Genomic DNA, 12,567 nt, shown 5'->3' with positions numbered 1-12,567 from the left:
TTGGTTTAGCTCTGTTTTTGAGCCCGTATGGATTCGCGCATTCGCTGGATATTTGGCTTGATGTGCTCAAGACCAAGCAAAGTTCCGGCATCCTGTTCCCAACTGGCTGATAGAACTCCATAACTCAGCCCTCCAAGTCCCAACAAAAAGAAACCGCCAGAGCCGAGCAAGGTGATCCCAGGAGGAACATCCATGATTTGGCGTGAGACTAAGAAATAACTTCCTACAAAAACACCCATCCCCATGATTGAAGGGATTCCTGTGGCGATTGCCACACGTCTTGCCATTCGGTTGGCCACCGACTTGGGAATGGGTTGGCTACGACCTGATTGAGAAGCAGGTCGTTTGGATTTGGATTCTGATTTCGTTCCTTCTGCTGACCGGCGCGGCTCGAAGGGCAGAGAGTTGCGTCGATCAGCCATGGGCTCCTGAAGTCCTGTGCAGCTTGCTTAGCCGCGGATTCCAAGCTTAGAAATGAGATCGCTGTAGCGCTGCTCGCTTTTGCCTCGCACGTAACCAAGCAGACGCTTGCGACGACCAATCATCTTCAGCAGACCCTGGCGGGACGAAAAGTCGTGGATGTTTTGCTGAAGATGGCCGCTGAGCTTCGAGATGCGCTCGCTGAGCATGGCGACCTGAACCTCTGCCGATCCGGTGTCGGTGGCATGGGTTTGGTGACTGTTGATGAGTTGCTGCTTTTCAGTTGTATCGAGCGACATGCGAAGCGTCCGGCCCTACTTGTGCAAAGAAACAATTTACCTCGTCGTGGGCACGATTACGCCGAAGGCCGGTTCAACCATCGCAGACTGGCGCGTAACCACCCATCCCCGTCATCCGATGCCGGGACCTCTTGCCCTGTGGCGACTGCGCGCATGGCGCGACGGATCTCTAAATCCTCATACCCCAGTGTGTTGAGGGTGAGCTGTAAATCTTGCAGTGGGTCGGGTTCAATTGGCAGTGATTTGAGATCACTCCTGTCCACCAAGGAGAGGTCGGAACGATCACTTTCTCGCTCTGCACTCCAGCCACTCAGCCGATCGCGAAGCTCCACCGCAAGGCGTTCTGCTGTGCGTTTCCCGACGCCCTGAGCTTGGGTGAGGCGACGCAGGTCTCCATCGATGATCGCTTCGATCAACTCTGCAGCGCTGCAGCTCTCCAGCAACGCCAGTCCCACTTGAGGACCGACACCATTCACGCTGATCAGAACTCGAAACAAGTCCCGTTCCCTTCGATCCGGGAAGCCAAACAAACTCGAGCCATCGTCCCTTTGAACTTGATGAATCCAGACGGTGCAGGTGGTCCCAGCGGAGAGAGGTTGCAGGTACCTCGAAGCCAGTTGAACTTCATATCCCACACCAGCGCAAGCAATGACCAATCCCTGACGACCGCCCTGACTCCAGTGTTCGATTCGTTCTCCTTGCAGCCAGCCAATCATGCGACAACCATCGTTTTCAGGCTGATGAAGAGACCTTGGGCCATCGCATCAAGCCAATCGTTAATCGAAAGGTCACACAGGGGATCGCCTTGGTGCAATGCCATGGCATAAAAAAAGAAGGCGAATCCGCCTTCTTCGGGGGTGTGAGGAGCCAAATCTTGTGAGGAGATGGCTTTTCCATATTCGATAAGAATGTGCCACTCAGTCAACCAACTGATACGTAGAGACGTGTTTGCTTAGATGTCGGCGTCGTTTTTCACTTGAAGATGGCGTCTTCTGGAGACGGAAACAACAAGGCAACCTGTCCAACAAGAGGGAATGTGCGCCCTTTGTGGGGTTTTGGTTCAATCACTCTCCTTGAATTGCGTGAGTGTTGATCGGCTTTGCTTGGTTGTTTTTACAGAGTTTGCATGCCATTCAGGCCACCCGCTGGCAGCGGAGTGTGCTCTAAAGATGAAAATTTTTTATAGACATAAAAAAAGAAGGTGTTTGATGCCTTCTTTAGGGGGTGTGAGGAGTCAATCCTTGGTCAGGAGTTGACCGTTTCTTTATAAGTCAATGGCCAAGCTTTGTGGCAATCCAACAAGTGACAAGACGTGTCTTGCACGATGCTTCCAGTCACTCAAGATAGTTGGGTGAGGAGGGCTTCTTCACGGAGTGGAAACAAGGCAACACGTCCTACGAGAAGCCAAGAAACCCTGCCTTTGGCGGGGTTTTCTTTTGTCTTCCGTTATCTGGATGCCCGGAAGGCAGTCTTATCGGATTCCGTCAGACAGCGGCATCAGTCATGAATAATGGCCAAAAAAACGAGCGGTTTCTCAGGCCGCTCGTGCTCTCCCTTTTGTCAGCAGCTCGATGCCGCTGCGCAAAGGATCTTCTATGTCCATGTTTTTGTTTGTAGCGATACATACCCTGCTGAACACTGGTGAAACTTTGGTGATATTGCATTAATTGCTGATAGTTATGCATCGCGGGGATGTAGCTGTACTTCAGCATTGCCCCTCCATGAAGAGAGGCCGCCCCTCCCGGATGGAAGAGACGGCCTAACTCGCTCGTTTATGCATATCGCAAACCATTAATCAGTGAACCTGTATCGCGGAAGCCTGAACCTCGTATCGAACACAGTGAACTGAAAGGGGTGGTGCGAAGCGACTGTCTGCAGGATCACCTGGGGCCGGGGCTCTAGGTGTGGGGTCGTGTTCTCCGTAGGGCACCTAAGACGGTGCAGATGGAGCATCGATTGGCATGGCGCGCAAGGCATTGCCTACCAAAGGAACAACCCACGTCTTGTTGAGACTGTTGGAGCAGGGACCTGAAGTCAGCTTGCTTCTGCTGATGACTCAGGTGGAGTGTCGTCTGTCAAAGCGCCTCCGATCTCGATGTCCATAGTTTGTGCCAACAGCGCACACTTGCCATCGGTGTAAAGGCGCATTGCCATCACAGCAAAAACCACCGAAATTAGGAATGGCGTGCCTCAGCGCTAAGGCGTCGGTTGATGGATCGTTTGTGGATGAAAGGCATCTGCAAGGCACTACTGAATCCATCGTCATGCTGACAACCGATCAAAGATGAACCTTTCTTGCCCAACGGTGGCGTCTTATCGGTTCACGAAGACAACTGCCAATCGTTGAACTTTTCGTGATTTGCACCAACTGATCAGCCTCATCAGAGTTGTCATTGCGGATCAAGTCGGATCAACGAAGGATGCAATTAGACGATTTTGCGAATTGCACAATCAACTCCGTTGCCATGGTCGCAATCACAACAGCTTTGCTCGCAAGTACGGCCTCTGATCACCAGGTTTCTAATCATGCGTCCCATGGATGGGCGGTTTTACCTATCGCACCTTGCTCAGCGCGTTTGTAGAACGAATACAGCGAAACACTCACTCATGGAAATTCATACCGCCCATGCTCAACCGATGGGGAGCTTGATTTTCGAAGGTCATCACAAACCATTTCATGCCTTGGCCTGCCCTCTCAATCCTCTAGCAGTGCGGATTGCAAAGAAAAAGTAATCAGCTCCTGCCGCACCAATTATTCAGCATTCATCCGCCTTGTGCGGATTTTTTTTGCACCTTCACTGCTCTATTTCTATTGCGGTCAAGATTGATCCAATTGGCAACTATCGTTGTCAGCATTGATTGGCTGCTCATGCCGCCTGCCCTGCCAAGCCTGAACGTTTGGATCACACCGCTCAAGCGCAGCGTTCAACCTTTGCTGGTTGTTTGCATGGTGTTGCTTCTGAACCTTGGATTAACCGGATGTGGACCATCCGATCAACCCCCACGCGGTGTTTTGCTGAAAGCGCTGGGGCTGCAAATTCAATTAACCCAAACAGCGATTGCGCGTTCCCTGGAGTTAGACCCCGTTGGGTTGCCTGAAGTGAGTCGTGTTCGCGTGGAAGATCAGGAGTCGATCCGCCTCGGTGAGCAACGTGGAATTCATCTCACCGGGCGCTTCGATTGGAGGCTTCCCGCTGATTCAGTGCGAGTTGATAGTCCTTTTGAGCTCTTCTTAGAGCGAGGTGAACGCGGCCAAAGTTGGCGTCTAGCCCAGCCGGTTGGCTCGAGTGATGGAACGTCTCAAGATTGGATCACCCATCCTTTGCCGATTGATTCGCTCTGATTCTGGGCTTGAAAGGATTCAGGTTTCTGCTTTTCGAGCCGTCCTGGCGCTCAGGCTGATCAGCGTGGCGCCCAAGACGCACAAGGCTCCAAGCACTACGGCGCCCGTTATCGGTTCGGCAAAAAACAGCACGCCCCACAGTGAGGCAAACACCACTTGGACGTAATTAATGGAGGTGGCGCGTGCTGCAGGTAGGGCGGATAGGCCTTCGGTTAACCAAATCTGCCCGATCTGAGTGCACAACCCAACCCCGATCAGCCAGACCCACTCGGTTGGATTGGGCCACAGCGCGGCCTGCCCCCAGAGCAAGGGCAGGGTTGCTGGCACCGACACCAAGGGGAAGTAAAAGACGATGACTAGAGGGTGCTCTTGAACCGATAGCTGGCGCACACTCACGTAAGCCAGTGCCGTCAGTAACGCTCCGCCTAGGCCAATCAGAGCCGCCATGGCGGGCAGGCTTCCCATCGTGCCCCCTACCCATTCCGGCTGAACCACCAACGTGACCCCCAGCAGGCCTAACAACACAGCGATGCCGATCCGGCGTCGGATGGTCTCGCCTAAAAGCAGCCATGCCGCCAGTGCCGTCAGAGTTGGATAGGTGTACTGCAGCAGGGTTGCTGCTGCGAGTGGAAGCCGAGCGAGGGCCTCAAAGAAACACAACAAGGCTGCAGTCCCTAAGCCCCCACGGATCAACAACAATCCACGCTGTTCTCCCCAGGGCGAGACCTTGAGACGACGCAACATCGCCAGGGTGATGGCAATGCTGATCAAGGAGCGCACCAGCACGACCTCTGCGACTGGAAGCCTTCCCCCCAGGTGTTTCACGCAAACGGTCATCAAGCTGAACGCCAACGCACAGGCGATCAGGGCTCCGCAGGCTCGCCATTCCTTAGCGGACTGGCTGCCTCTTATCGCGCCTAACAGCCCTTGCATGGTGGTTTCGGCGACACCTGCCAACCATGGCGCATCATGCTTAACAGCCAGCGCATCGCGCTGAACAGCCAGAACGGCATCGGAGCTCGCAGAATGGCGTCATGGCGATGCCCCGTCTCCACCCCCGCACCATCGACGCCGTTAAGGAGCGTGCCGACATCGTTGATGTTGTGGGCGAGCACGTGGTGCTCAAAAAAAAGGGACGGGAATTCGTTGGTGTCTGCCCATTTCATGACGACAGCAAGCCGTCGATGACGGTGTCGCCGCAGAAGCAGTTTTATTACTGCTTCTCCTGCGGAGCGGGTGGCAATTCCATCAAGTTTTTGATGGAGTTTCAGCGGCAGAGCTTCAGCGACGTTGTTCTGGATTTGGCGCGCCGGTATCAACTCCCGGTGGAAACGGTTGATGGTCCTCAACAGGAGCGTCTCCGTCAACAACTCTCAAGGCGGGATCACCTGCATCGTGCGTTGGCCCTCGCTTCCGGTTGGTTTCGCAGTCAGCTGAAGAGTGCATCGGGCGCCGATGCCCTGGCTTACCTGCGCGATCAGCGTGGCTTGAGCGAAGCCACGATGGAGACCTTCGAGCTCGGCTATGCCCCCGATCAGTGGGACGGTTTGCTCAAGCATCTTCAACACGTTGAGGGGTTATCGCCAGAGCTGCTTGAGTCAGCGGGCCTTGTCGTGCCCAGGAAAGGAGGCAACGGGTTTTATGACCGCTTCCGTGGCCGGGTGATCGTTCCGATTCGCGATCGGCAGGGACGGGTCATTGGCTTTGGCGGTCGAAGCCTTGATGGCAGCGATCCCAAGTATCTGAACTCCCCTGAAACAGAGGTCTTTGAAAAAGGCAAGCACCTCTTCGGTCTCGATCAGGCGGCCAATGCGATCCGCAAGGACGATCGAGCTGTGGTGGTGGAGGGTTATTTCGATGTGATTGCCTTGCATGCGGCGGGAGTCACCAACGCTGTGGCGTCACTTGGTACCGCCCTCAGCAGTCAACAGATCACCCAACTGTGCCGGTGCAGTGATGGCAAGCGCATCGTTCTTAATTTTGATGCCGATCGTGCGGGGATCCGAGCTGCGAACAGGGCGATCGGTGAGGTGGAGCAGCTTGCGCTTCAAGGACAGTTGGAGCTGCGCGTGCTTCACACCCCTTCTGGGAAGGATCCAGATGAGTACTTAAAGGACCATGGAGCTGGGGACTATCGCGCCCTGCTCGACCAGGCACCGCTTTGGCTCGATTGGCAGATCGAACAGGTGCTTGAAGACCGTGATTTGACCAAGGCTGATCAGTTCCAACAAGCTGTTAGCGGTTTGGTGGAGCTGTTAGGCAAGCTGCCTCAATCAGCGATTCGCACGCACTACCTCCAGCAAGTTGCGGAGCGGTTAAGCGGTGGTCAAGGCCGTTTGGCCTTGCAGTTGGAGCAGGATTTGCGCCAACAGGTGCAAGGTCAGCGCTGGCATGGACGTTCAGCCCGGCATGAAAAGGCTGGTGAAGTCAGCCAACGAGAGCGTTGCGAAGCCGAGATCCTGCGCATTTACTTGCACTGTCCGATTCATCGCTCGCAGGTGCGTTGCGAATTACGCCAACGGGAGTTGGAAGACTTCGCTCTTCAGCACCACCGTCTGTTGTGGTCTGCGATCACCGATCTTGAGGAAGGCAATATCGGCTCCGGTCGGCTTGAGGCGATCAGTCGGGGGAAAGATCCTGGTCATGAGTTGGCCGACCTTGATCTTCCTCGTTTGCTCACCGACCAGCTGCTGCTCGAAAACAGCGCGTTGGTGGCCAGGTTGACGCCACTTTTAGAGCCTGCAGAACTGCAGCGTTTGGCGTTGGCGCGACCCATGGATGTTTTACGAGGCACTGCAGCCATGTTGGAGCGACAGAAGAGCCATAAACGTTGCCGTCACTTGCTGGAGGCTTGGGGTGGTCAACGGTTAGAGACTCTGGAACGGTGCATTGCTTCGCTGATTGCCAATGAGCAAGAGCAGACATCGACGGCAGTGGAAGTGGATATGGAAGGTCGTATTCATGACATGTTTGAAAAGTTGAATGCGGATGCGCTTCGATTGCAAGAGCTGTATTACTCCGAGAGGAAGCATATTCAGCATCTTGATCAACAACGCTGTGCTGGTTATGAGGTTGCTGCTGCTACTCCCCCTAAATCCATTCCTCCTGCGGCTTGATGGATTGGCACTGGCCAACAACCTGGATTTTTGATTTTGCAACAACAGTGGGCCTCACCTTTGAATCAACGGAAGCAAATTGTTGCGAAAATGTATTTGTTTGCCTTGCTAGATGATGGCGCAGTGTTTTTTTGGAGCTAGCCCTTAAGGGTGTTCTTCAATCCCAATGAAAACTGCATCGCTAGAGCTGTGGAGGCTTACCAGAAAACTCAGCGATAGGACGAGGCTGAGAAAGCTGTTTCATTCCCCAGGGTATAGCTCTATGTTCTCCTCTGTTCAAAATCGAATCGAAGTTTTTTTGCCCTGCTTCTAGCAGGGTTTTGTTTGACATTTTGTTTCTGCCCGTCTACCACGCAAAGCCAACGATGCTGCCAGCTTTTGGGATCAGATTAAATTTTTCATAAGGGTATACTCGTCTCTTAAGTAAATCAATTGATGCATGATTGTTTGATCTTATGCTTCGTTGGTTCGAGGATTTGCCAAGATCACCGCAAGGTCATCGTGATGGCTAACAGTGAGCATCGGCACTGCCCCGCACGGATGGTTTGCGATGGTGATGGAACACCCTTTCGGGTTCTTCAAGTGTGGAGCACTCTCAAGATTCTTTGGCTGCGGTGATTGAGCCCGAAGCACCAAGCCTTGATAGCGATTACTGAGACGGGCCAACAGTGTTTTGTGTGGCAAGCAGTCAACGACGCCATCACAGCTCAATCGCCTTCGAGAAGGGCTTGCAATCTTCCTGGAGATCTGTATCACTGATAATGAGTGAACAGCTCTTCTCAGCGATGTCTGAATTTTTTGAAGCGATCTGGCATGGAGAAGGAATCGGCGATGGTGGCGATCTCGATGAAGCCCTTCAGGCCTTCGTGGTTGTGAAGCCTGAAAATAACGATTGGATCGAGGCATGTGCTGTTGAGGGAGCTAATCCTCATGTCGAGCGTTTCGCCTCCTTCGATTCCTATCTTGATAATCAGGATGCTCTTGAAGTGATTACGGTGACTCCTCAGATGATTGTCGTTGCGATTGAGCAGTTGCCCGTTTGATGGCTGACTCCACGCTTGACTTCTCGACCTACACGCCAGTGAATCACCTCTGGCCCGCTTTTGTGGAACGATTGGGATCTGAGAAAGCACAGCAAGCAGTGCGTCAGGCTCTTGATCTTCAAGGTATGAGTGGGAATGCCGGCAGTCTTCCCGTTCTTTTTGTTGAAACCTGTGGATTGGCTCTCGCTCATACAGATCTTGTGCGAGAACAGACAGGTCTTAACAGCCACGGATATCGCATGGTTTTATTACTCAGTCGACGTGAATTAGAAGTGCAGTTATTGCAAGATTCGTTGTGAATTCATATTTATGATTTGGCGCAAGCATGAGTCTCGGTGTTTGTTTAGGCCCGCACGACCGGCACGTCGCTCAGGCGAGTTGTGGCGGCCCGACCCAGTCGTTCGCGTCGCATGGCCCAGCTCGGATCCAGACCGCAGGCAGCCCATTGCACGGTGCCTCGCCCATAGCGGTGATTGAGACGATCGACCGTTGCCATCAAGCTCTCCCGTTTCTGCTGCTCTTCCTCCGTGCAGGGCACCCATAGATGCTGTTGAAGTTGATCGATCCCCTGCAGGTGTTGCATCAGAACACCTGCCTTCGCCAGCGGTCGGTGCGGTTGGAAAATTCGTTCCACTAGGGGTAATGCAGCTTCTAACAACACACGCGTGTCGTTGCTGGGTAGATCAAGGCTGGTGCTGGCAGCTCGGCTGTAAAAGCCTGGAATGAAAGGGCTTGTGCGCGTATAAATCGTGAGAGCCGCTGTGCGTTGCTGCTGTTTTCGCAGCTTTTCAGCCGCTCGCACCACATAGGTCGCGATTGCTTCGCGGAGCTCTTCCAGGCTGGTAATTGGATGACTGAAGCTGCGGCTTACGCAGGTCTCCTGCTTCGCAGAGGGTTGGAGATCAAGCGGTAGGCAGGCATGGCCTTGCAGTTCTCTTTGGAGTCGAACTCCCACCACACCGGCCTTAGCGCGCAGGCATCCGCTGGGCATATCACGCAGCTCCCGTGCGTTCACCACTCCTCGCATTCGGCACCAGACAGCGAGTTTGCGGCCGATGCCCCAGACGTCTTCAATCGAAATCGTTTCCAGCCAGCGATCGGGATCACGACACAAGTCAAGATCAAAGAGTCCAGCGTGGGCCGGCACCACTTTCGCGAGGCGGTTGGCGAGCTTGGCTTGTCCTTTGCTGGCTCCAAGACCAATGGCAATGGGTAAACCGAGGTTGCGTCGAGCCAAGGTTCGCAACTGCTGGGCCCATGGACGCAGATTTCCGTCCGACGGGCGGCTGAGCCGGGCAAAAGCCTCATCAATGGAGTAGATCTCCAGATCCTCAACCTGGCCTTCCAACAAACTCATCAGCCGTTGACTCATGTCGGCGTAGAGGGCGTAATTCGAGCTGCGAATCACAACATTGTTCTGTTCGAGATGCCGCTTCGCTTTGAAATAGGGGGTGCCCATGGCGATGCCAAGAGCTCGTGCTTCAGCGCTACGGGCCACGATGCAGCCATCATTATTGGAGAGCACCACCACTGGTCGGCCGATCAGGGCCGGATCCAGGCTCTGCTCGCATGAGGCATAAAAATTGTTGGCATCAATGAGAGCCGTGACCTGGGTCATCGCGATGATGTGAGCGCTAGAGAGGATGGATGACGTGAATGGCGACGCCCCAGATCTGCACATCTCCGCAACGATGGAGATCTAAATGGGGATAGTCAGGGTTGGCCGCTTCCAGGCGTAGATGGCCGCGATAGCGAGCGAGGCGTTTGAGAGTGAAGGATCCATCCAGGACGGCCACCACCACTCGGCCAGGACGAGGGTCGAGGCTGCGATCAACCACCAAGAGATCGCCATGGTGAATGCCCGCGCCAGTCATGGAGTCGCCGCTCACCCGCAGAAAAAAGGTGCTGCTTGGATGGCGAATCAGTTGTTCATTGAGGTCGATCCCCACCTCGATGTAGTCGTCAGCAGGGGAGGGAAACCCTGCTGCAACCTGGTCGCTCGCCAGAGGAAGGCTGAGCCCTTGACGCTGGAGTCGCAGAGGCTGGGGTAGCTGAAGCGAGATCCGATCCACTTTCACGGAAGCGCACGTTCACACTCGCTTAATAGTACAAGCGTTCTACTTTTTTCTGCTGCTTCTCGGTGTGCGCGGTGTGCGTTGTCAGGACTGCGAGCAGGTCGTCCCTGGCTTCGAGCAGGCGAATCATTGCAGTTCAATGAAAACCGTTCGCAATCCAATCCGAAAGGAGCCCAAGTTGCAGGTAACTCTCACTTGCTGAAGATTGAGCGGGCATCGCCTCGCCCTTACTCGATGGGCACAGCAATCTTTGACTGATCCCTGAGTAGCAATGCTTTGCAGCGGATGCCGGGCCTACGGGCGCCAATCTCAAAAGCAGGGGCTCTTGTTCTTTGCCCAACTGCAAGGAGGCGATACTCGCTGCTTCAGTGGCAGCTTCTAGAGCACAATCTTTCGATTAGTTGATTTGCATTCAAGCTTGAGTTTTTCTTCTGACTGCCAGACTTCAAGAACATCAGGAAAGTGTTCTTCAATGCATAAATCACAAATTCCATGGCTGAAATTAAGATTAGTGCGCTTAGATAAATATCGATCTAGATGCATCCAATGCCCATCGGTGTCTTTTGCTTTTCTGCAGTAAGAACAGGTTGAGATAATATTTCCATCGTCTACAAGTGCACAATAAGATTCAATTAATTTGATTGATCTTTTTCTTAGTTCTAGGAAGGCAACTGCTTGCCTGGACAGGGATTCCATGATGCTAAGTTGTGAATCGCTAAGTCCATGTGGCTCTCGATCAATAACGCAGAGTGTCCCAATTCTGTGATTTTCATCATTCTGCAAAGGAAAGCCCGCATAGAGTCTGATCTTCGGTTCTCCTTTAACCAAGGGATTGTCAAAGAATCGTTCATCTTGTAATGCGTCTTCAACGATTAAAGGTTCAGAGGAGTGAATTGCATGGGCGCAGAATGACCAATCGCGCACAGTTTCTTGAGCCTCAATACCAACCTTGGCTTTAAACCATTGCCGATCTGAATCAACCAGGCTTAAGAGAGCAATTGGAGTGCCACATGTTAGAGAAGCTATTTTCGTTATATCATCATAATTCTCTTCAGGCTTTGTGCCAAGAATTCTATATTCGCTAAGTGCTTTTAGCCTTTCCGATTCGTTTATGGGAATATCAGGCTTTTTCAAGTGAAACACTTGTGCTTTTTAAAAGTTTGAATGCAAATAGCGGGATGCGCATAAAGGAGAATAAAAGTTAATTTGAAATTGTTTAAGCTTTCAGCTGTTTCGGCTTTTTGGTGGTGGGGTGGCATCAAAAAGGATCTGCTCTAAGCGCGTGTCTCTGAATCGACGCGCTTGCAATCAACGCGCCTGTCAGCTATTGCGCTCTCTTCAAGGTGCTGCCTAATGGTCTTTGCGGAAACATCGTTGAAGCTTGGATCCCGCATCGATCAAAATGGCTCCCTATGTAGCTGCTGTTGATGGCCGACTCTCCCTATCTCCTGGCAATTGCGCTGTTTACACAGAATGGGACACGAGCTATGCCCCTCGGAGGACGCTCCCTGCCGAAGGATGCAACGCAAGATGAGGCGGGTGTTCCTGCGCAGATAGCCCGTGAGCTGGCTTTGGAACTCCTGCTTCGCGTCTGGCAACGCAGTGATCAGGGGCCTTTGCAACGCCAAGCGGGGTCAGGAAGTTTGCTGATCGCTGAATTAGGCATGGAGCATTTGCCTGAGGATTTGCCGCGTCTCAAAGCGGACTGGCTCACCACAGGGGATAAGGCAGCCTTTCGGCGAGGACTGTTGGCGATTAGCTCACGGTGTTGGAGTGTGAGCGTCGCGAAATTCGAGCCAATTGCGTTCACTGCACTTGAGGCGTCGCAGATGGAAGCCTGAACGGGCAGCCAAAACGGTCTCAGGATGGAATCGCTGTGATGAGATCTGCCAATCCAGCTGCAATGGAGTGCTGCTGATCGCCACCGAAGTGAACACCGTCGAGGGGAGAGGTTTCAGCAACTGTTTGTATATCGAAAAAGAACACCGACTCTTGTTCCGCAAGGTTGCGATAAAGGGAGGGAAGCAACAGAGACTTTTCCGTGGCACCTTTGAATCCCCAAGCAAGAGATTGTGGTGTGGTTTGAATCACTCCGGGAGTGACTAAAACAATCATGGGGGGCTGATTCAGAATCTGTTGGAGGAGATTGGGCCAGCGTGTTTCAAATGGCAAGCGCCCACTCCCATCAGGCGCCATTCCCCAGGTATTGGAGTCTCCAAAACACAAAATACTTTTTGGCTCCATGATGTTTTGGTTCAGTAGTAGGCCAAC

General features: G+C 53.1%; 14 protein-coding genes. 6 read left to right on the top strand and 8 right to left on the bottom strand.

The window, feature by feature from the left end:
- Positions 1–5: 5 nt before the first annotated feature.
- The 3 genes from SynPROS91_RS06650 to ruvA are packed head-to-tail and all read right to left on the bottom strand — an operon-like array spanning position 6 to position 1,435.
- Positions 6–422, bottom strand: coding sequence for a PAM68 family protein (locus SynPROS91_RS06650; RefSeq protein ID WP_186515735.1), 417 nt, complete (start codon positions 420–422; stop codon positions 6–8).
- A gap of 27 nt (positions 423–449) precedes the next feature.
- The gene (gene rpsO / locus SynPROS91_RS06645) at positions 450–719 is read right to left on the bottom strand and encodes a 30S ribosomal protein S15 (protein ID WP_186515734.1); all 270 of its coding nucleotides are present in this window, start codon (positions 717–719) and stop codon (positions 450–452) included.
- 56 nt (positions 720–775) lie between these two features.
- Complete coding sequence (gene ruvA, locus SynPROS91_RS06640; RefSeq protein ID WP_186515733.1) at positions 776–1,435, bottom strand: Holliday junction branch migration protein RuvA; 660 nt, start codon at positions 1,433–1,435, stop codon at positions 776–778.
- A gap of 1,891 nt (positions 1,436–3,326) precedes the next feature.
- Between ruvA and SynPROS91_RS12200 the strand changes: the two genes are divergently transcribed.
- Together SynPROS91_RS12200 and SynPROS91_RS06635 are read left to right on the top strand one after the other, a co-directional pair.
- Positions 3,327–3,452, top strand: a complete 126-nt coding sequence (locus SynPROS91_RS12200; RefSeq protein WP_255439649.1) for a hypothetical protein — start codon at positions 3,327–3,329, stop codon at positions 3,450–3,452.
- A gap of 136 nt (positions 3,453–3,588) precedes the next feature.
- On the top strand, positions 3,589–4,062 hold the full coding sequence (locus SynPROS91_RS06635) for a hypothetical protein (RefSeq protein ID WP_186519564.1): 474 nt from the start codon (positions 3,589–3,591) through the stop codon (positions 4,060–4,062).
- Between the two features lie 18 nt (positions 4,063–4,080).
- Here the strand turns inward: SynPROS91_RS06635 and SynPROS91_RS06630 are convergent, their stop codons facing one another.
- Positions 4,081–4,995, bottom strand: coding sequence for a DMT family transporter (locus SynPROS91_RS06630; protein WP_186519562.1), 915 nt, complete (start codon positions 4,993–4,995; stop codon positions 4,081–4,083).
- Between the two features lie 101 nt (positions 4,996–5,096).
- Here SynPROS91_RS06630 and dnaG point away from each other — a divergent pair, with 101 nt between their 5' ends.
- The 3 genes from dnaG to SynPROS91_RS06615 all read left to right on the top strand — a co-directional run bounded on the left by dnaG (position 5,097) and on the right by SynPROS91_RS06615 (position 8,520).
- Positions 5,097–7,178: a DNA primase gene (dnaG, locus tag SynPROS91_RS06625; RefSeq protein WP_186515732.1), complete on the top strand. Its 2,082-nt coding sequence runs from the start codon at positions 5,097–5,099 to the stop codon at positions 7,176–7,178.
- Between the two features lie 785 nt (positions 7,179–7,963).
- Positions 7,964–8,221: a hypothetical protein gene (locus tag SynPROS91_RS06620; RefSeq protein WP_186515731.1), complete on the top strand. Its 258-nt coding sequence runs from the start codon at positions 7,964–7,966 to the stop codon at positions 8,219–8,221.
- Entirely contained in the window at positions 8,221–8,520 is a 300-nt protein-coding gene (locus SynPROS91_RS06615; protein ID WP_186515730.1) for a hypothetical protein, read from the top strand. Before SynPROS91_RS06620 ends, SynPROS91_RS06615 begins: the two co-directional genes overlap by 1 nt.
- A 44-nt stretch (positions 8,521–8,564) precedes the next feature.
- Here SynPROS91_RS06615 and SynPROS91_RS06610 read toward each other — a convergent pair whose 3' ends face one another.
- The 3 genes from SynPROS91_RS06610 to SynPROS91_RS06600 form a co-directional block, all read right to left on the bottom strand.
- Positions 8,565–9,839: a Y-family DNA polymerase gene (locus SynPROS91_RS06610; protein ID WP_186515729.1), complete on the bottom strand. Its 1,275-nt coding sequence runs from the start codon at positions 9,837–9,839 to the stop codon at positions 8,565–8,567.
- Between the two features lie 16 nt (positions 9,840–9,855).
- Positions 9,856–10,299 carry a LexA family transcriptional regulator gene (locus SynPROS91_RS06605; protein WP_186515728.1) on the bottom strand — a complete coding sequence of 148 codons (444 nt, stop codon included), beginning with the start codon at positions 10,297–10,299 and terminating at the stop codon, positions 9,856–9,858.
- A 375-nt stretch (positions 10,300–10,674) separates the two neighbouring features.
- Positions 10,675–11,430 carry a GAF domain-containing protein gene (locus SynPROS91_RS06600; RefSeq protein ID WP_186515727.1) on the bottom strand — a complete coding sequence of 252 codons (756 nt, stop codon included), beginning with the start codon at positions 11,428–11,430 and terminating at the stop codon, positions 10,675–10,677.
- A 293-nt stretch (positions 11,431–11,723) separates the two neighbouring features.
- On the opposite strand from SynPROS91_RS06600, the gene SynPROS91_RS06595 reads away from it, so the two are divergent.
- Positions 11,724–12,137: a hypothetical protein gene (locus tag SynPROS91_RS06595; RefSeq protein ID WP_186515726.1), complete on the top strand. Its 414-nt coding sequence runs from the start codon at positions 11,724–11,726 to the stop codon at positions 12,135–12,137.
- A 19-nt stretch (positions 12,138–12,156) separates the two neighbouring features.
- Here SynPROS91_RS06595 and SynPROS91_RS06590 read toward each other — a convergent pair whose 3' ends face one another.
- Positions 12,157–12,540 carry a hypothetical protein gene (locus SynPROS91_RS06590; protein WP_186515725.1) on the bottom strand — a complete coding sequence of 128 codons (384 nt, stop codon included), beginning with the start codon at positions 12,538–12,540 and terminating at the stop codon, positions 12,157–12,159.
- Between the last annotated feature and the right edge of the window lie 27 nt (positions 12,541–12,567).

It is taken from the genome of Synechococcus sp. PROS-9-1, assembly GCF_014279775.1.
Classification (GTDB): domain Bacteria; phylum Cyanobacteriota; class Cyanobacteriia; order PCC-6307; family Cyanobiaceae; genus Synechococcus_C.
The sequence above is the reverse complement of the archived record's forward strand: the minus strand, read 5'-3'. Positions and strand labels throughout refer to the sequence as shown.

Excerpts from the sequence above, each read along its gene's own strand:
- SynPROS91_RS06650 (WP_186515735.1), bottom strand. The coding sequence starts at position 422 with ATGGCTGATCGACGCAACTCTCTGCCCTTCGAGCCGCGCCGGTCAGCA.
- SynPROS91_RS06635 (WP_186519564.1), top strand. The coding sequence starts at position 3,589 with ATGCCGCCTGCCCTGCCAAGCCTGAACGTTTGGATCACACCGCTCAAG.
- SynPROS91_RS12200 (WP_255439649.1), top strand. The coding sequence starts at position 3,327 with ATGGAAATTCATACCGCCCATGCTCAACCGATGGGGAGCTTGATTTTC.
- rpsO (WP_186515734.1), bottom strand. The coding sequence starts at position 719 with ATGTCGCTCGATACAACTGAAAAGCAGCAACTCATCAACAGTCACCAA.
- ruvA (WP_186515733.1), bottom strand. The coding sequence starts at position 1,435 with ATGATTGGCTGGCTGCAAGGAGAACGAATCGAACACTGGAGTCAGGGC.
- SynPROS91_RS06615 (WP_186515730.1), top strand. The coding sequence starts at position 8,221 with ATGGCTGACTCCACGCTTGACTTCTCGACCTACACGCCAGTGAATCAC.
- dnaG (WP_186515732.1), top strand. The coding sequence starts at position 5,097 with ATGGCGATGCCCCGTCTCCACCCCCGCACCATCGACGCCGTTAAGGAG.
- SynPROS91_RS06595 (WP_186515726.1), top strand. The coding sequence starts at position 11,724 with ATGGCCGACTCTCCCTATCTCCTGGCAATTGCGCTGTTTACACAGAAT.
- SynPROS91_RS06590 (WP_186515725.1), bottom strand. The coding sequence starts at position 12,540 with ATGGAGCCAAAAAGTATTTTGTGTTTTGGAGACTCCAATACCTGGGGA.
- SynPROS91_RS06610 (WP_186515729.1), bottom strand. The coding sequence starts at position 9,839 with ATGACCCAGGTCACGGCTCTCATTGATGCCAACAATTTTTATGCCTCA.
- SynPROS91_RS06630 (WP_186519562.1), bottom strand. The coding sequence starts at position 4,995 with ATGCAAGGGCTGTTAGGCGCGATAAGAGGCAGCCAGTCCGCTAAGGAA.
- SynPROS91_RS06620 (WP_186515731.1), top strand. The coding sequence starts at position 7,964 with ATGTCTGAATTTTTTGAAGCGATCTGGCATGGAGAAGGAATCGGCGAT.